Source organism: Roseburia sp. AF15-21 (assembly GCF_003479505.1).
GTDB lineage: Bacteria > Bacillota > Clostridia > Lachnospirales > Lachnospiraceae > Roseburia_C > Roseburia_C amylophila.
The window spans coordinates 146,203-167,770 of sequence record NZ_QUHG01000005.1; the positions used below are offsets into that span (position 1 = coordinate 146,203).

Annotated in this window: 17 protein-coding genes and 1 pseudogene; 8 read left to right on the forward strand and 10 right to left on the reverse strand. The window is 41.9% G+C overall.

Annotated features, from left to right (window positions below; all coding sequences use genetic code 11):
• Positions 1 to 154: 154 nt before the first annotated feature.
• From DWW33_RS09025 to DWW33_RS09040, 4 genes are all read right to left on the reverse strand, one after another.
• The gene (locus tag DWW33_RS09025) at positions 155 to 1,534 is read right to left on the reverse strand and encodes an aldehyde dehydrogenase (protein WP_118639317.1); all 1,380 of its coding nucleotides are present in this window, start codon (positions 1,532 to 1,534) and stop codon (positions 155 to 157) included.
• Entirely contained in the window at positions 1,534 to 2,745 is a 1,212-nt protein-coding gene (locus DWW33_RS09030; protein ID WP_118639318.1) for an iron-containing alcohol dehydrogenase, read from the reverse strand. Before DWW33_RS09030 ends, DWW33_RS09025 begins: the two co-directional genes overlap by 1 nt.
• Positions 2,738 to 3,214, reverse strand: coding sequence for a MarR family winged helix-turn-helix transcriptional regulator (locus DWW33_RS09035; RefSeq protein WP_158561540.1), 477 nt, complete (start codon positions 3,212 to 3,214; stop codon positions 2,738 to 2,740). Before DWW33_RS09035 ends, DWW33_RS09030 begins: the two co-directional genes overlap by 8 nt.
• Before the next feature lie 186 nt (positions 3,215 to 3,400).
• Entirely contained in the window at positions 3,401 to 3,904 is a 504-nt protein-coding gene (locus tag DWW33_RS09040; RefSeq protein WP_118639319.1) for a glycerol-3-phosphate responsive antiterminator, read from the reverse strand.
• A 126-nt stretch (positions 3,905 to 4,030) separates the two neighbouring features.
• Here DWW33_RS09040 and DWW33_RS09045 point away from each other — a divergent pair.
• Positions 4,031 to 5,793, forward strand: a pseudogene (locus tag DWW33_RS09045) (glycoside hydrolase family 13 protein).
• A 50-nt stretch (positions 5,794 to 5,843) separates the two neighbouring features.
• On the opposite strand, the gene DWW33_RS09050 reads toward DWW33_RS09045, so the two are convergent.
• The 5 genes from DWW33_RS09050 to DWW33_RS09070 form a co-directional block, all read right to left on the reverse strand.
• The gene (locus DWW33_RS09050) at positions 5,844 to 6,425 is read right to left on the reverse strand and encodes a sugar O-acetyltransferase (protein WP_118639320.1); all 582 of its coding nucleotides are present in this window, start codon (positions 6,423 to 6,425) and stop codon (positions 5,844 to 5,846) included.
• A 57-nt stretch (positions 6,426 to 6,482) separates the two neighbouring features.
• Positions 6,483 to 7,049: a glycerol-3-phosphate responsive antiterminator gene (locus DWW33_RS09055; protein ID WP_117696642.1), complete on the reverse strand. Its 567-nt coding sequence runs from the start codon at positions 7,047 to 7,049 to the stop codon at positions 6,483 to 6,485.
• A 213-nt stretch (positions 7,050 to 7,262) separates the two neighbouring features.
• Complete coding sequence (locus DWW33_RS09060) at positions 7,263 to 7,631, reverse strand: DUF1667 domain-containing protein (protein WP_118172856.1); 369 nt, start codon at positions 7,629 to 7,631, stop codon at positions 7,263 to 7,265.
• 4 nt (positions 7,632 to 7,635) lie between these two features.
• Positions 7,636 to 8,949, reverse strand: a complete 1,314-nt coding sequence (locus DWW33_RS09065; RefSeq protein WP_118639321.1) for an NAD(P)/FAD-dependent oxidoreductase — start codon at positions 8,947 to 8,949, stop codon at positions 7,636 to 7,638.
• Positions 8,946 to 10,394 carry an NAD(P)/FAD-dependent oxidoreductase gene (locus tag DWW33_RS09070; RefSeq protein WP_118172854.1) on the reverse strand — a complete coding sequence of 483 codons (1,449 nt, stop codon included), beginning with the start codon at positions 10,392 to 10,394 and terminating at the stop codon, positions 8,946 to 8,948. Before DWW33_RS09070 ends, DWW33_RS09065 begins: the two co-directional genes overlap by 4 nt.
• Positions 10,395 to 10,643: 249 nt before the next feature.
• Between DWW33_RS09070 and DWW33_RS09075 the strand changes: the two genes are divergently transcribed.
• Both DWW33_RS09075 and DWW33_RS09080 read left to right on the forward strand, forming a co-directional pair.
• Entirely contained in the window at positions 10,644 to 11,630 is a 987-nt protein-coding gene (locus tag DWW33_RS09075) for a helix-turn-helix transcriptional regulator (protein WP_118639322.1), read from the forward strand.
• A 15-nt stretch (positions 11,631 to 11,645) separates the two neighbouring features.
• Positions 11,646 to 12,050 carry a hypothetical protein gene (locus DWW33_RS09080; protein WP_022243589.1) on the forward strand — a complete coding sequence of 135 codons (405 nt, stop codon included), beginning with the start codon at positions 11,646 to 11,648 and terminating at the stop codon, positions 12,048 to 12,050.
• A 99-nt stretch (positions 12,051 to 12,149) separates the two neighbouring features.
• Here the strand turns inward: DWW33_RS09080 and DWW33_RS09085 are convergent, their stop codons facing one another.
• Positions 12,150 to 13,760, reverse strand: coding sequence for a CTP synthase (locus tag DWW33_RS09085; protein ID WP_117947730.1), 1,611 nt, complete (start codon positions 13,758 to 13,760; stop codon positions 12,150 to 12,152).
• A 251-nt stretch (positions 13,761 to 14,011) separates the two neighbouring features.
• Between DWW33_RS09085 and ftsH the strand changes: the two genes are divergently transcribed.
• The 5 genes from ftsH to DWW33_RS09110 are packed head-to-tail and all read left to right on the forward strand — an operon-like array spanning position 14,012 to position 21,548.
• Complete coding sequence (gene ftsH / locus DWW33_RS09090) at positions 14,012 to 15,973, forward strand: ATP-dependent zinc metalloprotease FtsH (protein WP_118639323.1); 1,962 nt, start codon at positions 14,012 to 14,014, stop codon at positions 15,971 to 15,973.
• On the forward strand, positions 15,963 to 17,837 hold the full coding sequence (gene uvrC / locus DWW33_RS09095) for an excinuclease ABC subunit UvrC (RefSeq protein WP_242988750.1): 1,875 nt from the start codon (positions 15,963 to 15,965) through the stop codon (positions 17,835 to 17,837). Before ftsH ends, uvrC begins: the two co-directional genes overlap by 11 nt.
• Before the next feature lie 20 nt (positions 17,838 to 17,857).
• Positions 17,858 to 19,153 carry a methyl-accepting chemotaxis protein gene (locus DWW33_RS09100; RefSeq protein WP_117696659.1) on the forward strand — a complete coding sequence of 432 codons (1,296 nt, stop codon included), beginning with the start codon at positions 17,858 to 17,860 and terminating at the stop codon, positions 19,151 to 19,153.
• 45 nt (positions 19,154 to 19,198) lie between these two features.
• Positions 19,199 to 20,140, forward strand: coding sequence for an HPr(Ser) kinase/phosphatase (hprK, locus tag DWW33_RS09105; RefSeq protein WP_118639324.1), 942 nt, complete (start codon positions 19,199 to 19,201; stop codon positions 20,138 to 20,140).
• A 16-nt stretch (positions 20,141 to 20,156) separates the two neighbouring features.
• Positions 20,157 to 21,548 carry an aminopeptidase gene (locus tag DWW33_RS09110; RefSeq protein WP_117947727.1) on the forward strand — a complete coding sequence of 464 codons (1,392 nt, stop codon included), beginning with the start codon at positions 20,157 to 20,159 and terminating at the stop codon, positions 21,546 to 21,548.
• Positions 21,549 to 21,568: the final 20 nt, after the last annotated feature.

Genomic DNA, 21,568 nt, shown 5'->3' on the forward strand with positions numbered 1-21,568 from the left:
CAAGCAGGGCGCTTTTAAAGCTCCCTGCCAGCCAATAGAGCGTGCATGTAGGCAAATAGCCCAGCGCTTAGCCGATAGCCCGAGCATTCAGGTAATAGAGAGTGCATTCAGCCATTAGACAATTTCTCTGGAAAATACCCGAAATATCTTCCGGTTATTTCAGAAAGAACCGGATAAGCCTGTCATGAAGAGAAGTATATGGCTGGTATCTCATAGGCAGATCAATCCAGGTTTTTTTATCAACGATGCTTTTATAATGGGAAAAGGTATCAAATCCGGTTTTGCCATGATAAGAACCCATGCCACTTTCGCCGAAGCCGCCAAAGCCCATTTCTGTTGTGGCAAGATGGATAATGGTATCGTTGATACAGCCACCACCGAAACCAGTATGGGAAATGACTTCATCTGCAGTCTTTTTGCTTGAAGTAAAGATATAGAGTGCAAGAGGATGAGCCATGGAATTAATTTTGCCGGTAGCTTCACTCATATGTGAAAAAGTTAATACAGGCATAACCGGACCGAAGATTTCTTCTGACATGACGGCATCTTCAAAAGTCACATGATCCATGACGGTTGGCTCAATCTGCAGCGTTTCTTCGTTGGAATTACCGCCATAAATTACTTTTGAAGAATCAATCAACCTATTGATGCGATGAAAATGCTTTTCGTTGATGATTTTGCCATAATCGGAATTCTCAAGAGGAGATTCCCCATATTGCCGGATGATTTCTTTTTTTATTTCTAGGAGCAAAGCATCTTTGATCTGCTCATCGCAATATACATAATCCGGTGCCACACAGGTCTGGCCGCAGTTGAGATATTTCCCAAATACGATTCGTCTGGCGGCTAATTTCAGGTTGGCATCTGCTGCAACGATGCAGGGACTTTTTCCACCAAGCTCAAGTGTTACCGGAGTAAGGTGGGAAGCTGCATGCTCTAAGACAGTTTTGCCGACCGCCTGACTTCCGGTAAAGAATATATAGTCAAAGTGTGACTGCAAAAGAGCCGTATTTTCTGCCCGGCCACCGGTTACAACTGCTACATATTTCTCTTCAAAACATTCTTTTATCAGAGATGTGATGATGGCACTTGTGTTAGGCGAGTAGGCGCTTGGCTTTAAAATGACAGTATTTCCTGCGGCAATTGCATCGATTAATGGGTCAATGGTTAACAGAAAAGGATAATTCCAGGGGCTCATAATCAGTACAACACCATATGGAGACGGTTTTTTGTAGCTTTTGGAATGAAATTGTGCAAGGGGCGTATGAACGTTTTTTTCACTGGCAAATTTTCTGGTGTGCTTTATCATATAGGTAAGTTCGCTTAAAGCCAGTCCGGCTTCGCACATATAGCTTTCGTGGGCTGATTTTCCAAGGTCAGCCTTAAGCGCTGCTAAAATTTCATTTTCATGGTTTGAAATAGTATCTTTCAGCTTTTTTAAAGCGGCAATCCGGTAAGCAACAGATAATGTTTCACCGGTTTTAAAATAATTGCGCTGCGTAGAAACAAGTTCTGTTATTTCAGCTTCAGTCATTATTTTTCCTCCTCTGGCATAAGCATATAATAGTATTTTTCGAGCTCTTTTGCATTCATCAGAACTGGAACCGGATAAAGCGGGTTTGCTTCTTTATCGGCATATCTGGAAAGCTCCGGAATATCTTCTTTTTGAATCTCGGAAAAAGTATCACCAATCTGGAAATATTTTTTCATGTCTTTGATGGCAGAGATAAATTTATCAGCAGCTATTTCATAATCATCGGATTCGTCAGCAATACCTGCATAAACAGCAAGTTGGTAGAGCTTTTTGTAAATGGTAGAACCATAATCTTCTAATACCATCGGAAGTATTGTCGCATTGGCAAGTCCGTGTGGAATATTATATTTGCCGCCAAGGGAGTGGGCTACGGCATGGACATAGCCCACATAGGATTTGGTAAAAGCACATCCGGCAAAGAAAGAGGCTTTCAACATTTTTTTTCTTGCTTCTATATTCTGACCGTCGTCATATGCTTTGTAGATATTGTCAAAAATTAATTTAGTTGCTTTTTTAGCATATTTTCTGGTATGTCTTGTAGTAGAACCGCCAATATAAGCTTCTACGGCGTGGGTTAAGGCATCCATACCGGTGGTGGCGGTAAGAGATGGCGGAAGACTTATGGTTACTTTCGGGTCTAATACAGCATATGCAGGAATTAAAGGAAAATCGTTGATGGCATATTTATGTCTTGTCTGGGCATCTGTGATAACAGCAGCGAGAGTGGTTTCGCTTCCGGTTCCCGCAGTTGTCGGAATCGCAACCAATAAAGGCAGTTTTTTATGCACTTTTAAGATACCTTTCATTTTGGATAAAGACTGCTTAGGTTTTGCAATTCTTGCACCGACGGCCTTGGCACAGTCGATACTGGAGCCACCACCAAAACCAATGATAGCATCACAATGTTTTTCAAGATAAAGCACTCTTGCTTCTTCTACATTTGTTGTAGTTGGATTAGCGACCGTCTTATCATAGATAAAATAATGGATGTTATGGTGGTCAAAATGCATAAGCATCCGGTCTAAAAGACCAAATTTGCGGATACCGGCATCTGTAATGATTAATATAGTATCAATGCCTTTTTCTTCAAAAAGCCCGGTCAGTTTGGAAGTGCTGTAAAAAACTTCCGGATGTCTGTAGGGCAAAAAAGGGATTGCAATTTTAAAACATTTCTGAAAAATTCTGCAATATGCAGCTTTACATTTATTCATGATCATCATTCCTTTCTAATTCATTACAATATTGTTCTAAGTTTGCGGAAATTGTTTTTAATGCAGAATAAAAAACAGCCCGGGTTTCATCGGAAAGATCTGAGCCGCCAAAAGATACCGCATTGTTGATTGCGGCATTTACTTTTTGGGCATAAGCAATCCCTTTGGGTGTCAGGATGACCTTGGCGCGGTATTTCCGCTTGTCGGACGTATCTTCTGCGTTGACATATTCTACCAGCCCCTGTTCTAGGAGGTCGGCAAGTGCCCTGGAAATACCAGCCTTGTTTTCTTTGGCGAGAACACAGATTTCAGCGGCAGTAAGACCTTCCGGAGAATTGTTTAGAAAATTCATGCATGTAACATGAGTGCCCTTAAGACCAATTTTGTTCATCTCATATTTCTTTATTTTTACAATGTTTTTGTAAATCGATGCAATATTGGTGGTAAAGGTTTCGAATCGTTCAATCATAGCTGCCTCCATAAAGCTACGGAAAAGAGTATTATTTTCCGTTATTTACATAAGAAAAGATGTTGCATACTCAACATATAAAAGCATAACAGTTAAAAGTTGAATAGTCAACATCTTTGTACATATATAGAATAAAAAAGTATTGGAAGCGGACTAATTTAATATAGAAAGAATAAATCTCCGGCTTCAGTCGTAGTTTACAGAAACCACGCATCCGGATTGGTAGAAGAGATGCAGACAGCTCCGGCATATACGGGATACAACCTTAGGCATCAGTGCCGGCAGGATTTCGATGTAATCCGGTTTAACAGAGCGAAGCTGCTTTTCGATGCTGCTGTAAGCCATGGAATCGATGACAAAGAAACGCAGAATCGTGGAAAGTTCTAATTCCCTGGCTCGTTTAATAAGGGATGGTTTGGTAGTGATAATACCGTCAGCCCGGGTAAATTTCTGAATGAAATCCACGGCAATCTCTTTCCCGGAAAGACCGTTAATTAAATCAATGTGTACCATAGCGGTTTTTCCGGCAGATTTCACTTTGTCTACAATATCTGAAATATTGCAGATATCTCCAAACAGAATAAAAATAACCTGGCTGTCACAGGTCAGACATTTTTCTAATCCTGTCATATCTTTAATTGCCGCAATAATCGGTGAATTATTCATAGCGTCTCTACAGTTGGAAAGCATAATATAACCGCCTTTCTGAATCTTTGTAACTATTATACCTGTATTTGAAAAAAATGATAAAGAGAAATGAAAAGAAATATGTTATAATTTAAAGACAAATACATCGCAAAGAGAAAGAGGAAACAAATGGATTTTAATGCAGTTTATCATCAGGCGAGTGACAATTATTGTTATCCGTTGAATGAAGATGAGTTAATTATTAATATTAAGACGGGATATGATGTGCAATCGGTATCCATCATATCAGGAGACCCATTTGCTGCTGGTATCTTAGGTGGCGGAGAGCATTGGGATGGAACGGAAGAGGCAATCATTTATAAGAAGCGTCTGAAAAATCAGATTTGGTGGACAACAACCGTCCGACCGGAATATAAACGTCTGAAATATTATTTTAAGTTACAGACAGAAAATGAAAGCTGGTTCTATTTTGAGGATGGATTTGTCAGTGATGAGCAGATGCATCTGGAAGGCAGAAGCCGCCAGTGTTTTGTATTTCCGTGGATGAATCCGTGCGATGTGCCACGGACACCTGCCTGGGTAAATGATACCGTATGGTATCAGATTTTCCCGGACCGTTTCTGTAATGGAGACCATTCTATTGACCCGGAGGATGTAGTGCCGTGGCGTGAGCATGGCAGAGTAAAAAATGAGGAATGTTTTGGCGGAGATCTGGCTGGAATCACAAGTAAGCTGGATTACCTGCAGAATCTTGGAATCAATGGATTATACCTGACACCAATCAATGAGTCACCATCCAACCATAAGTATGATACGACGGATTATACAAAGATAGACCCACGGTTCGGAGATGAAGAGACATTGATTCATCTGGTGGAAGAAGCACATAAACGTGGCATCCGTGTAATGTTAGATGGCGTGTTTAATCATTGCGGATATTATTTTGCACCGTGGCAGGATGTCCTTGAAAAAGGACCGGAATCAGAATATTATGACTGGTTTATGATAAATGAATGGCCATTTGACCGGAAAGGAAAAGCTGCAAAGAAAAAACAGATTTATACCTTTGCCTTTTATGATGGAATGCCGAAAATCAATACCAATAATCCGGAGGTCAGAAAATATTTTGTCGATATCTGTGCAAACTGGGTGGAGCATTATGGTATTGACGGAATCCGTCTGGATGTGGCAAATGAGGTATCTCATCGATTCTGTAAGGAGCTGCATGCCAGAGTAAAGGAAATTAACCCGGACATTTATATTTTAGGAGAAATCTGGCACAATGCACTTCCATGGCTACGCGGGGATGAATTTGATGCCGTTATGAATTATCCACTGGGACAAAGTATTAAGGATTTCTGGATAGATAAAAGCCTGACCAATGAGGATTTTGAGTATACGATTAACCGCTGCTATACAAGCTATATGCAGCAGACCAATGATGTGCTTTTCAATCTTCTGGATTCTCATGATACAAAGCGGCTCCGCTCGGATGTGAAAAATCTGGATGAGTATTTTGCACAGATTGCAGTATTATTTGCAATGCCGGGCAGTCCTTGCATTTACTATGGAACAGAAATTGCAATGGAGGGAAGCTATGACCCGGATTGCAGACGTTGTATGCCTTGGAAGGACATTGAGGCTGGAAAATATGCTGAACGCAGTAAAATTATTGCAACATTGATTCATCTGCGCAGACAGGAACCTCTTTTAAAAAGCCGCAATTTCCATTTCCCAAATGATTATGCCAAGTACAAGCGTGTTATCCAGTTCCGGAAAGTGGATTTTCCGGATTGTTATGTGGAGGTAATCATCAACTGCTGTGAAGAAGATGTTGAAGTGGAACAGCAGGGAGAAATCCTGCTTGCCCGCCACTACATTGATTCCACACTTTGTCAAATGGCGTGTTGATAAGAAGAATAAGAAGGTAGCTTAAAAAGGAAGAATATTTTGAAGAAAGAAGTAATTATAATGAAATGCATTATTTCTTTGCAATGCGGTCGGCCTCTGTAATCGGACGGAGAACACGGCATGGATTACCGGCGGCAACGACATTGGAAGGAATGTCCTTTGTGACGACGCTTCCGGCACCGATAATGGTATTTCCACCAATGGTGATACCTGGAAGAATGGTGACATCACCGCCCATCCAGACGTTATCGCCAATAGTAATCGGAAGCGCCTTTTCCAGCCCAAGATTGCGTTCTTCGGCGATGGTAGCATGAACGGCTGTATACATGCCGCAGTTTGGACCGATAAAACAGTGGCTGCCAAGAGTGATTGGAGCACAGTCCATCAGATAGGCATTGTGATTGATAAAGCAATCAGAGCCAATGTTACAGTTATAACCATAGTCGGTATAAAATGGAGAGAGAATGGTAACACGTTCACCCTTTTTTGGAAGCAGTTTTTTAAGAATATCTTCCCGCAGCGCCTTTTCCTTTGGTGCAGTATGGTTGAAAGTGAAATATAAATCTTCGGCTTTCTCACGTTCTTCTGATAATTCCTGGTCATAATTGGCATCATACCAAAGTCCCAGCTTCATTTTTTCTGATTCTGTCATAGGAAACCTCCTGATTCGTTACAAATAGGAATTGTATAAAATAAATTGAAAATCATATTACAAAAACCACACATCCGGATTCGTAGATGAGATGCAGACTGCTCCGGCATTCAGCATGGAAACTACATCTTCTTTATCGGAAATGAGTCCGCCGGTAATAACCGGAACTTTTGAAAGCCGGCATATGCGGGATACAACCTTAGGCATTAGTGCCGGCAGGATTTCAATGTAATCCGGTTTTACAGAACGAAGCTGCTTTTCAATGCTGTCATAAGCCATGGAATCAATGACGAAGAATCGCAGAATCGTGGAAAGCTCTAATTCCCTGGCTCGTTTGATAAGAACTGGTTTTGTGGTGATAATTCCGTCGGCGTGGGTGTATTTGCGGATGAAATCCACAGCAATCTCTTTTCCGGATAGGCCATTGATTAAATCGATATGTACCATAGCCGTTTTCCCGGCAGCTTTGACCTTATCTACAATATCTGCAATATTGCAGATGTCTCCAAACAGGATAAAAATAACTTGGCTGTCGCAGGTGAGACATTTTTCCAATCCTGCCATATCCTTGATGGCTGCAATAATCGGAGAATTATCCATAGCATCTTTACAATTTGAAAGCATAGTAAAACCGCCTTTCTACGCATCGTACTTTCGTATTTATAAATATTATACCGTCATTTCCGGAAATGATAAAGGAAAACTATAAAATCATAAAGAAAAACAAACAGATACGCCAGCATCTGACCCCTCAATCAGATACTGGCGCACCAAAACAGTTATTCCCCTGGAATAAATATTTATCAGAATGATGTGAATCATTTGATAACAATGAGATTATAATTTTGCAGGAACATTTTTTGTGGCAACAATATCCACGCCGGTGCCTGCAACGTCCTGAACCAGAATATCTCCGATAGAGACCGGTGCAGGAACAGTGATGCCCCGGAGAGCATTGATAATTGCAAAAATCTTTTCTTTTGGGATATCCTCTTTAGTTTTGCAGGACACCATCGGAATCGTGCCACCGGATACCCGGACGGTAGAAGTTACGATTCTGGTTGGATGGGTAACTTCCTTACGGGCATAAGCATCGCCGCGTTTGCAGGTGTTGCCGGTAACATCAAGAATTTCTGCATTTTCCATGGTTACGGTAATAGAGCAGCCTAAAGGGCAGCCGATACAGGTTAATTCACGTTTTTCCATCCTCTTACGCCTCCTCTATACAAATGGTAATCTGCTCTAAACCAGGGCAGTTGGTAAGCTGTTCTTTGGTAAGGACAATGGATTCCATCTCGCCCGGAGCCATAACCGGACGTTTCCGGAAGCTGATACGTTCTTTGCCGAAGTAAGTGGCAATTCCGCAGTTTTTATAAATTTGTCCCACGCGGAACCGGACAGTAACTTTGTCTGCCATAGCCTCCGGCCGGATGTATTTTGGAACGGTATAGCGGACGCCACCGGTTGGAATAATTTCGACAGATGGCTGGCTGCATTCGGAAACGGATGCATCGGAATGCTGGCTGCTGGTATTACATGCATCAGCAGTGTTGCCGGATAAAATATAATGTGCAGCATTCGCTCCGGCGATACCGGCTTCTTCAGAAACATAATCCACCAGGTCATGGACATGCAGGACATTTCCACAGGCAAAAACACCGGAAATACTGGTTTCTAAGCTGTCATTTACAACAGGACCGGAGGTGACCGGATTTAAAGTGACACCGGCACTGCGACTTAATTCATTTTCCGGAATCAGACCACAGGATAAGAGGAGCGTATCGCAGGAATAATATTCTTCTGTACCGGCAATTGGCCTTCCATCGGAGCCGACTTCTGCAATGGTAACACCGGTGACACGCTCTTTTCCTTCAATATCAATAACGGTATGGCTTAATTTCAACGGAATATCAAAGTCATTCAGACATTGAACAATATTACGCTTGAGACCACCGGAATAAGGCATCAGTTCTGCTACGACTTTTACTTTGGCGCCCTCTAAGGTCATGCGGCGTGCCATAATCAGACCGATATCACCGGAGCCTAAGATAACGACTTCTCTGCCAGGCATATAGCCTTCCATATTGACAAGACGCTGTGCCGTTCCGGCGGAGTAGATACCTGCCGGACGATAGCCCGGAATATTAAGGGCACCACGGCTCCGCTCCCTGCAGCCCATGGCAAGGATAATTGCTTTTGCCTGAATCTCGAACATGCCATCTTTCCGGTTCATGGCAGTTATTTTTTTCTTATGGGAGATATCCATTACCATAGTGTTTAATTTGTAAGAGATGCCAAGAGAGAGTACTTTTTCAATAAAGCGGGAAGCATATTCCGGCCCGGTCAGCTCTTCCTTAAAGGTATGAAGTCCAAAACCGTTGTGGATGCACTGGTTTAAAATGCCGCCAAGCTCTTTGTCACGTTCAATAATGAGAATATCATTTATTCCATTTTCTTTTGCGGATACAGCGGCTGCAAGTCCTGCAGGACCGCCGCCAACGATTACTAAATCATATGATTTCATGGCATTTCCTCCTGAATCTCTTTGTTATAACCATAGACAAACTGCGATGAGCCACCACATTTGCTGATGTCCGTCATTTCCATAGGAACTTCTCTGGAAAGAATTTCCATGGTACGCGGGGAACAAAAGCCTGCCTGACAGCGTCCCATGCCTGCTCTGGTACGACGCTTGATGGCATCTAAAGAGCGGGCACCCAGCGGGCGGTGAATAGCATCGAGAATTTCTCCTTCTGAAATCATTTCACAGCGGCAGATAATGTTTCCATAGGCAGGCTGCTTTTTAATCAGTTCATTTCTTTCATCTAAGGAAAGCTCTTCTGGTCGTAAAATTCCTTTGCGGGTGGCAATGAAATTTTCTTTTTCGGTTAAATGCATCTTATCCTGCACCAGTCTGGCCATCATGACGCCAATGGCTGGTGCAGAGGAAAGTCCTGGAGATTCGATACCAGCGGCATCAAAAAAGCCGGGAGCATCAGCTGCTTCGCCGATGATAAAGTCGCCATTATCTTCATGGGCACGTAGTCCTGCAAAAGAAGTAATGACCTGACGCATCGGAAGATTCTTAACGCTGTGGGAGGCTTTTTCGGAAAGAGAAGCAAGTCCTTCTCTGGTGGTATTGCTGCCTTCTTTGTTATCGGTATCCTCCGCGGTCGGACCAACGAGAAGATTGCCGTGAACCGTAGGAGTAACCAGGACACCTTTTCCCATTTTACCCGGTAGCTGGAAAATCGTATGGGATACATGAGTTCCGGCAGATTTATCAAGAAGCTGGTATTCACCTTTCCGGGCGGTAATGTGAAGTTTTTTGCTGCTTACCATATTGTGAAAAACATCTGCATATACACCGGCAGCGTTGATAACAGTTTTTGCGGTGATATCCTGCTTATCAGTGGAAATCAGGTATCCATCTTCTAGGCTGGTGATAGAAGTTACAGCAGTATTTAAAAAGAATTCAACGCCATTTGCAACGGCATTTTCCGCGAAGGCAATTGTCATATGAAACGGACAGACGATACCACCTGTGGGTGCGTAGAGAGCACTTGTGACATGGTCGTCTAAATTTGGCTCCATGGTGTGTAAGGCTTCGCGGTCAAGAATGCGTAAGTCTTTGACCCCGTTTTCTTTCCCCTGTTCCAAAAGACGTTCCAATTCGCTGGCATCCTGTTCATCGGTGCAGACCACCAGAGAACCGTTTCGTACAAAAGGAATGTCCAGATCCTTAGAGAGAGTATCCATCATGGCATTTCCTTCTACATTAAGCTTTGCTTTCAGTGTGCCCGGTTTTGCGTCAAATCCGGCGTGGATAATGGCACTGTTGGCTTTGGAGGTTCCGCAGCAGACATCCTCTTCCCGTTCAATGACACAGATGCCTGCCTGATAGCGGGATAACTCTCTGGCAATGGCACAGCCGGTGACTCCGGCACCAATAACTGCAATATCGTACATATAAAACTCCTTTCTGCTGGCAACAAAAAAAGCAAGATAAATAAAAGCGATGCTCTCGCTCTTCTTTACCTTGCTCTCGTCTCTTGGTAATTCAATCTTTATTTATGCATATTATAACATGAATTGGAATGGGTGACAATTCCTTTTTTACAGTAAAATGAAAAACATAATTTGGGCGAGTGACGAGAAAATGTCAGAAAATTTGAAAAACAGGTATCACAAAGTTTTGCCCTATGCTATACTAGAACTATGGGAAAAACAGAGCATCAGAAACTGAAAATATTATATATATTAGAACTGCTGTATGAACAGACGGATGAGAAGCATGCTGTCAGGATGAGGGATATTATAGCATATCTGAATCAGAAAGGTATTTCGGCAGAACGTAAAAGTATTTATCGGGATTTGGAGATGCTGCAGGACTTTGGCGTGGATATTTTAAGGGAACAGGAGTACCGAGGCGGATATTATATCGGAAGCCGTGATTTTGAACTGGCAGAATTGAAACTTTTGGTGGATGCGGTGCAGTCATCGAAGTTCATTACACAGAAGAAATCAAGAGAGCTGATACATAAGTTGGAGAAGCTGGTCAGCGTCTATGAGGCAAAACAGCTTCAGCGTCAGGTAGTGGTAACCAACCGGAATAAGACCATTAATGAGAATATTTATTATAACATTGATATGATTTACAACGGAATTTCCGGAGATGTAAAAATCCGTTTCCAGTATTTTTCGTGGAATATCGAAAAAGAAATGGAGCTTCGACGGGACGGAGCATTTTACGAGGTGAGTCCGCTGGTGCTTTCCTGGGATGATGAGAATTATTATCTTATAGCATATGATGAGGAAGATAAGATTATCAAGCATTTCCGCGTGGATAAGATGCTTAAGATTTCACTGACCAGAAAGAAACGGGAAGGTCTTAAGCAGTTTGAAACCTTTGATATTGCATCTTATTCAAAGAAAACTTTTGGTATGTTTGCCGGTGAGGAAGAAACGGTGACACTGCTTTGTGAAAATGATATGATTGGCGTGGTGATTGACCGGTTTGGGCAGGAAGTAAATGTCAGAAAAGCAGATGATATGCATTTTAGAGCAAGACTTCATGTGGCAGTCAGCGGACAGTTTTACGGCTGGCTTTGTGGTCTTGGAGAAAAGGTTGAGATTATTGAGCCGGCAGAGATGAGAGAAAACTATGTGACATATCTTCAGAGGATACAGAATAAATACAGTTAGCAGGTGATGGGAAGAATGGAGACAGAAGTTAAGTATTGTAAGATGTGCAGAAAGGCATTGCCACCTTTGTCAGACAGGGAATACTGTTATGCCTGTGAGGAACTGCTTCTTTTTGATAAAGTGAGGGAATTTGTACGAAACAATGATGTAAATGAATATCAGGTGGCAGAGTATTTTGATATTCCGGTACGGATGGTAAAGCAGTGGATTAAAGAGGGAAGAATTGAATATAAAGAAAAGGATAAAGCAGGTATTATGTCGAATTATTGTTCCCGGTGCGGACAGCCGGTTTCCTTTGGAACACTTTGTCCACAGTGCCTGCGTCTTTTAAATGGAGAAAAGGCGAGAATGATTGGTTTTTCAAAACCGGAAGAAGGGGAAGAGGGCGAGATGCGTTTCTTAGACGGAGAAAGAAAGTAAGCAGTACTGCTTTGATTTTGGGTTATATTTGTAAAACAGAAACAGCCTGTGATTTTCATGATGTATCATGAAAATCACAGGCTGTTTTTAAAATAAAGTCTATTTCTGCTTTCTGATTTCAGTTGCTGCTTTAATAAAGCCTTTGAATAAAGGATGTGGACGGTTTGGTCTGGATTTTAATTCTGGATGGGCCTGGGTTGCAACGAACCAAGGGTGTCCAGGAATTTCTACCATTTCTACGATACGTCCATCTGGAGAAAGACCACACAGCTTCATACCGTTTTCGGTAAGAATGTTACGGTAATCATTGTTCACTTCGTATCTGTGACGATGTCTTTCGTGGATGGTTTCTTCTCCGTAAACCTGATAAGCAAGGGAATCAGTATCCAGAACACATGGGTAAGAACCGAGACGTAAGGTTCCACCGATGTCTTCAATGCCATCCTGATCCGGCATCAGAGCAATGACAGGATGTGTGGTATTCGGATCCAATTCGATGCTGTGCGCGTCATTGAGTCTGCAGACGTGTCTTGCATATTCAATGATAGCAACCTGCATACCAAGACAGAGACCAAGGTATGGAATTTTATGTTCTCTTGCATATTTTGCAGCAGTAATCATTCCTTCTACACCACGGTCACCGAAACCACCCGGTACAATAATTCCGTCAGAATTACCAAGAATTTCTTCTGCATTTTCATCATTTAATAATTCGGAATCTACCCAGTTTAAATTAACGGTTGCACGCTCGGCAATTCCACCATGTTTTAATGCTTCTACAACAGAGATATAAGCATCATGAAGCTGTGTATATTTTCCAACTAAGGAGATATTTACTTCCTGAATCGGATTGCGTAATGCTTCAACCATATCGGTCCAGTCTTTTAAATCCGGCTCCGGACATGGAAGATGAAGAGAATCACAGGCAACCTTTGCCAGATTTTCTTTTTCCATGGCAAGTGGTGCTTCATAAAGATACTCTACATCCAGATTCTGCAGTACATGATCGTTTGGGACGTTACAGAACAAAGCAATTTTATCCTTTAAGCCCTGGTCTAAAGGATGCTCGGAACGGCATACGATAATATCCGGCTGGATACCCATTCCCTGTAATTCTTTTACACTGGACTGTGTCGGTTTGGTCTTTAATTCACCGGATGCCTTGATATAAGGAATCAGTGTTACATGAATCAGAATTGCATTTTCATGTCCGACTTCATGCTGGAACTGTCTGATGGACTCTAAGAAAGGCTGGCTTTCAATATCTCCAACAGTACCACCTACTTCAATGATGGCAATATGGGTATCATTGGAAGTAAAGTTACGGTAGAATCGGCTCTTGATTTCATTGGTAATATGTGGAATTACCTGAACAGTACCTCCACCAAAGTCTCCACGGCGTTCTTTCTGAAGTACAGACCAGTAAACCTTTCCGGTAGTAACGTTAGAATTCTTGGTAAGACTTTCATCAATGAAACGTTCATAATGGCCTAAATCCAGGTCGGTTTCTGCTCCATCATCGGTAACGAAAACTTCACCGTGCTGGATTGGGTTCATGGTACCCGGGTCAATATTGATATACGGGTCAAATTTCTGCATAGTAACCTTGTAGCCTCTGGCTTTTAACAGACGGCCAAGTGATGCAGCAGTAATGCCTTTTCCGAGACCGGAAACAACTCCACCGGTGACAAAGACGTATTTTACAGGCATGGTAGTTCCTCCTTAAATGTGTGTATATGGTTAAAACTTAGATAGACCGACAGTGAATGCGCCGTCGGTCTCATTTTTTCTCAAACTTAGTCTATTATACAACGACAGTAAAAATAAATCCACAAAAATTTATAAAATATTTAGAAAAGAAAGGAAAACTTAACAGAGTTATTATTGATTTATCCGGGCAGATTACATATAATAAGAACTATATTTTGGGAGAGTTTCGAGAATCATATACGGAGGATACAATGGATAACCTGTTTAATAATGGAAATAATAATCAGAATGGTGGAAATAATAACCAGAATAATGGGAATAATAATCAGAACGGCGATAAAAAGGGCGGTAATGGCCAGATGATACTGGCATTTGTTATCATTACTCTTGTGACGCTGTTCTTTATGAGTCTTTTAAACCGTTGCAGTGCAGATATGACTTCCCAGCGGATTACCTATACGGAATTTGTCCAGATGGTAAAGGATGACAAGGTAGAAAAGGTCGAAGTAGGTGCAAACCAGTATAATATCACACCGAAGTCAGATGATAAGACGTTGGTAAAGATGACCTATTATACCGGATTTATTAAAGATGAAAATTTATTAAATCTCTTAAATAAACACAATGTAGAAATTGACGGATATATTCCGAATAATACATCGACATGGGTGTTTAATATTTTAAGTATTGTATTGCCTTTGATTATTATCTGGATTATTTTTGGCGCAGTCATGAAGAAGGCCGGCGGCGGAATGATGGGAGTCGGCAAGAGCAATGCCAAAGTATATGTAGAAAAGACAACCGGTGTAACCTTTAAGGATGTTGCCGGACAGGATGAAGCAAAAGAATCTTTACAGGAAGTGGTAGATTTCCTGCATAATCCGAAAAAATACCGTGAAATCGGAGCAAAACTTCCGAAGGGAGCATTGCTTGTAGGACCTCCTGGAACCGGTAAAACGCTGCTTGCCAAGGCAGTTGCCGGAGAAGCAAATGTTCCGTTCTTCTCACTGGCCGGTTCTGACTTTGTAGAGATGTTTGTAGGTGTCGGTGCATCCCGGGTAAGAGATTTGTTTAAGGATGCCCAGAAACAGGCACCATGTATCATATTTATTGATGAGATTGATGCCATCGGCAAGAGCCGTGACAGCAGATTCGGCGGTGGAAATGACGAGCGTGAGCAGACCTTAAACCAGCTGCTGGCAGAGATGGATGGATTTGATACTTCAAAGGGGCTTTTAGTTCTGGCAGCAACAAACCGTCCGGAAGTACTGGATAAAGCGTTACTTCGCCCGGGTCGGTTTGACCGTAGAATTATTGTAGACAAACCGGATTTGAAGGGTCGTCTTGAGACGCTGAAGGTACACTCCAAAGATGTGCATATGGATGAATCCGTAGATTTGGAAGCAATTGCTCTGGCAAGTGCGGGACTGGTTGGCTCCGATCTTGCAAATATGATTAATGAAGCTGCTATTAATGCAGTAAAACATAACCGTAAATTTGTAAATCAGAGTGATTTGTTTGAAGCCTTTGAAATCGTGGCAGTTGGTGGAAAAGAGAAGAAAGACCGTGCCATGAGTAATCATGAGAAGAAGATTGTTTCTTATCATGAAGTAGGTCATGCAATGGTTACTGCATTACAGAAGAATACAGAACCGGTACAGAAAATTACTATCGTACCAAGAACCATGGGGGCATTGGGATACACCTTGCAGACACCGGAAGAAGAGAAATTTCTTGAGACCAAGGATGAATTAATTGCCAAGATAACGACTTATATGGCAGGCCGTGCAGCAGAAGAACTGGTATTCCATTCTGCAACCAGTGGAGCAGCAAATGATATTGAAAATGCGACCAAGATTGCAAGGGCAATGATTACACAGTTTGGTATGTCAGATAAATTTGGCATGATGAGTTTGGCTTCTGTAGATAATGCATATCTGGATGGTGCAGCACATTTGAATTGCGGCGATGAGACAGCGGCACAGATTGATGAAGAAGTCCGTACCATGATTCATAACTGCTATCAGGAGGCATATCAGCTCTTAGAAGAGAATCGCGAGGTATTAGACCATATTGCGGATTATTTATATGAACATGAAACCATTACGGGTAAAGAATTTATGAAGATATTCCGTGAGTTAAAAGGGCTGCCGGATCCGGATGAGGAAAAGAAGGAAGAAGACCAAAAAGAAGAGAACGGGAATGACGTTTAATATTAAAGAAGAATTAAAGAAGCTTCCGAATCAGCCGGGGGTCTATATCATGCATGATGCCAGTGATGCCATTATCTATGTAGGTAAGGCAGTAAGCCTTCGAAACCGGGTACGTCAGTATTTTCAGGCGTGTCATGACGAAGGAATCAAGAAAGACCAGATGGTAAAGAAGATTACCCGGTTTGAATATATTATCACTGATTCGGAATTAGAAGCACTGGTATTAGAATGCAATTTAATAAAAGAGTACAGACCGAAGTATAATACCATGCTCCGGGATGATAAGACTTATCCCTATATAAAGGTGACTCTGGGGGAAGAATTTCCCAGGGTTCTCTTTTGCCGTCAGCTGAAAAAAGACAAATCCAGATATTTTGGTCCATATACCAGTGCCGGTGCGGTGAAAGATACGATAGATTTGTTGAAAAAAATTTATCATTTAAGAACCTGCAACCGGGTATTGCCAAGAGATATTGGAAAAGAACGTCCGTGCCTTAATTACCATATTCATCAGTGTCAGGCACCCTGTCAGGGTTATATTTCCAAAGAGGAGTACCGGGAGAAAATCAATCAGGCAGTAGATTTCTTAAATGGCAATTATCAGCCGGTTTTAAAAGAATTAGAAGAGCGTATGATGCAGGCATCGGAAAATATGGATTTTGAGCGGGCAATTGAGTACCGGGAACTTTTAAACAGTGTAAAACAGGTGGCACAGAAGCAGAAAATCACCAGTTCCGATGGAGAAGATAAAGATATAATAGCTCTTGCAGCCGATGACCGGGATGCAGTAGTCCAGGTATTCTTTATCCGGAGCGGAAGGCTTATAGGAAGAGAACATTTTTATGTAACTATTGCCAATGAAGACAGTAAGGAACAGATACTGGCAACATTTTTAAAGCAGTTCTATTCCGGAACACCATATATCCCAAAGGAAATCATGCTGCAATATGCAGTTGAGGATGCGGCAGTTATTGAAGACTGGCTGACTAAGAAGCGTGGTCAGAAGGTAGTACTCCGGGTACCACAGAAAGGAATGAAGGAAAAACTGGTAGAGCTGGCAGAGAAAAATGCCGCACTGGTATTGTCCCAGGACAGGGAAAAACTAAAGCGTGAAGAAGGCAGGACAATCGGTGCAATGAAAGAAATTGCATCCTGGCTGGATTTAGAAAAGTTAGAACGCGTGGAAGCCTATGATATTTCCAATATCAATGGATTTGAAACGGTAGGTTCCATGGTGGTTTATGAAAAGGGAAAACCACAGCGCAGTGATTACCGGAAATTTAAGTTAAGAACTATCACGGGACCGGATGATTATGCATCCATGCACGAGGTTCTGACCCGCAGATTTACCCATGGACAGGAAGAAAGGAAAATTTTACAAAAAAAAGGGCTGGATGACCAATATGGGGGATTTACAAAATTCCCGGATTTGATTATGATGGATGGTGGAAGAGGTCAGGTAAATATTGCTCTTCAGGTGCTGGATGAACTGCATCTTTCCATACCGGTCTGTGGAATGGTAAAAGATGATCATCACAGGACGAGAGGATTATATTATCAGAATATAGAGATACCGATAGACACTTCCGGTGAAGGATTTCATCTGATTACAAGAATACAGGATGAAGCACATCGGTTTGCTATAGAATATCATCGTTCTTTACGAAGTAAGGAACAGGTGCATTCTGTGCTGGATGATATCCCGGGAATCGGGCCGGCACGAAGAAAGGCGCTGATGCGAAGGTTCCAGTCCTTAGACGCAATTCGCAGTGCATCCATAGAAGAATTGTCTGGGACAGAAGCGATGAACGAAAAAGCAGCGGAAGAAGTATTCCGCTTTTTCCACAGGGGAGAGGAAAAATAAAAAGAAAAAGGAGAATCACTATGACCAAAGAAGAAAAATTCAAAAACAAAAGTATCAAGAAAAAAGTTAATGATGCATTTAACATGATATTCAGGCTGTATTTTGCAACAGTAGCACTAGCCAGTCTGGGATTGATTCTGCTGGCAGTGGTGCCGGATGCGTTCCGTATTCCGGTTCTGGTTATCTGCATTGTGATTATGCTGACAATCGTAGTAGTAAGTGTTACTTTAACCGGCCGGGAATCCAAGTGGTTAATTTATTATATTGTAAAACCAATCCGGGAATTAGAAGATGTAGCAGAGCATCTTTCCCATGGAGAATTGCATGAGAAAGTAACTTATCAGTCTGAAGATGAAATCGGAGAACTGGCAAACCGGTTCCGTAATATGGAAGATACTTTACAGAAAATTGTTGGCGATTTACAGAATATTTTAAAAGAATTTGCACAGGGTAATTATACCGTACGTTCTTCATGCAAAGAAGCATATGTGGGAGAATTTGAAACTGTGATGGAAGAACTGGTAAGCACCATCCAGAACGTAAGCAGTACATTATGTCTGATTAAGGAATCATCTAATCAGGTAGCCGCCGGCTCTGAACAGCTTGCAATCAGCTCCCAGGATCTGGCAAAGGGTGCAACAGACCAGTCTATTGCAGTAGATAATCTGGTGGAGAATGTTTCAAAGGTTACAGAACAGGTTGTTGCAAACAGCAAGTCAACAGATATTGTACATGACCGTGCAAAGAGCGTAGGAATGGAAGCAAATGTCAGCCAGAACAAGATGCGGGAACTTATGGAGGCAATGGAACGTATCTCGACAACATCCAAAGAGCTGGAAAGAGTTATTACTGAAATTGATGGTATTGCAAGCCAGACTAACCTTCTTTCCCTGAATGCATCCATTGAGGCTGCAAGAGCCGGAGAAGCAGGAAAGGGATTTGCAGTTGTTGCAGAGCAGATTCGTATGCTGGCTGAAAGCAGTGCAGAATCTGCAGAGACATCCAAGCATTTACTGGAGACAAACCAGGTAGAAGTAGAACATGGAAACGAAGTAACACAGCAGACATCGGAATCATTAAATAAGGTTATTACAGAACTGGATGCTATTATTACAGAAGTTGCTAATATCAGAATTGCATCTGACCGCCAGGCAGTGTCAGTAAAAGAAATTGAAGATGGTGTAAAACAGATTGATGATGTTATTCAGACCAATTCTGCAGCATCCCAGGAAGCATCAGCAACCAGTGAAGAATTGTCTGCAGAGGCAACTTCTTTAGATGAACTGGTAGAACGTTTCAAATTATTAGAACAGTAAAGAATTATAAAAATACAGGGGCGAAGATAAGGAAGGAGTCATGCCGTGGAAGGTGTAGGAATTGAGAAAATCGTAAAAAAACTGCAGTTAAAGAAATATATTGAGGATATGGAATTAAAGGGACACCGCATCAGACTTGCGGATGTAAACCGTCCGGCATTACAGCTGAGCGGATATTTTGAACATTTCGAGCAGTCCCGTGTACAGATTATCGGTATGGTAGAATATACATACCTGCAGCATTTGAATGATTCAGAAAAGGATAGCATTTACAGCCGGTTCTTAAAATATGATATACCATGTGTTATTTTCTGCAGGAATTTACAGCCGGATGACCTGTTCTTACAGAGGGCAAAGGAAAATAATGTTCCGGTATTCGGAACAGACAGAAGCACATCAGAATTCATGGCGGAGCTGATTTATCTTTTAAGTGAAGAGCTTGCTCCGTGTATTACCATCCATGGTGTGCTGGTAGACGTTTACGGTGAGGGACTTCTGATTACCGGTGAAAGCGGAATTGGTAAGAGTGAAGCAGCACTGGAACTGATTAAGCGAGGACATCGTCTGGTAACAGATGATGTGGTAGAAATCCGTAAAATCAATGAGCATACCTTAACCGGCACATCACCGGATATCACCAGATACTTCATTGAGTTAAGAGGTATCGGAATCATTGATGTAAAGACTTTGTTCGGTGTTGAGTGTGTAAAAGAGAAACAGAATATCGATCTCGTAATTAAACTGGAAGACTGGAAGAAAGATAATGAGTATGACCGCCTTGGCCTTGAGGAAGAATATACAGAGTTACTTGGAAATAAAGTAGTATGTCATTCCCTTCCAATCCGTCCAGGCCGAAATCTGGCAGTTATTTGCGAGGCTGCAGCCGTTAACCACAGACAGAAGAAGATGGGTTACAATGCAGCTCAGGAATTGTATCGTCGTGTACAGGCAAATCTGAACAAGAAGGACGACGAGGAAGAAGAGTAAAAGGAGATTCATTCATATGGAACGAGAAGTAGCATGGAATCATTACAGTGAAGAAGAGAAGAAGAAAGTTTTTGAATTTGCAGAAGAGTATCGTAAATTTATATCAGCATGTAAGACAGAAAGAGAATGTGTACGCACTTTTGTAGAGCGGGCAGAGGCAGCAGGATATCTTGATATAAAGAAAGTGATTGCAGAAGGAATAAAACTGGAATCCGGTGCAAGAGTGTATGCAGATAATAATGGAAAAGCACTTGCTATGTTCATTGTAGGAAAGAAACCAATGGAAGAGGGCATGCGGATTCTCGGAGCACATGTGGATTCTCCGAGAATGGATTTAAAACAGAATCCATTCTATGAAGATACCGGGCTTGCTATGTTAGATACCCATTATTATGGTGGTGTGAAGAAATACCAGTGGGTAACACTTCCGCTGGCATTGCATGGTGTAGTGGCAAAGAAAGACGGAAGTGTAGTAGAGGTAAATATTGGAGATAAGCCGGGAGACCCGGTATTTGGTGTCAGTGATTTACTGATTCATCTTGCCGGTGAGCAGATGGAAAAGAAAGCAGCAAAGGTTATTGAAGGAGAAAACTTAGACCTTCTGATTGGAAGTATTCCGCTTGCAGGTGAAGAAAAAGAAAATGCCAAGGATACGGTAAAAGAAAATATCCTTGGAATCTTAAAAGAGGAATATGGAATTGAGGAAGAAGATTTCCTGTCCGCAGAGATTGAAGTGGTACCAGCCGGAGAAGCAAGAGATTATGGATTTGACCGGAGCATGATTATGGGGTACGGACATGATGACAGAGTCTGTGCGTATCCATCCTTTGAGGCAATGCTGGCAAAAAACGAAACACCGGAATATACCAGTGTATGTCTCCTGGTAGATAAAGAAGAAATCGGCAGCGTGGGAGCAACCGGGATGCAGTCGAGATTTTTTGAAAATATGACAGCAGAAGTGATGGCAGCAGCAGGACAGTATACAGAACTTGCACTGCGTCGTGCATTGCAGAATTCCCATGTATTATCCTCTGATGTCAGTGCGGCATTTGACCCCAATTATCCGTCCGTTATGGATAAGAAAAATGCAGCATATTTTGGAAAAGGAATGGTATTTAATAAATATACCGGTTCCAGAGGAAAGTCAGGTTCTAATGATGCCAGTGCAGAATATGTTGGAAAATTGCGTGCAGTGATGGACGATGGTAATGTATTTTATCAGACTGCAGAATTAGGTAAAGTAGACCAGGGTGGCGGCGGAACCATCGCGTATATTCTGGCAAATTATGGAATGCAGGTAATTGACAGTGGTGTGGCAGTTTTAAATATGCATGCACCATGGGAGATTATCAGTAAAGCAGATTTATATGAAGCATATAAAGGTTATGTAGCATTTCTGGCTTCATAGAGAAATAAAAAATGGGAGAA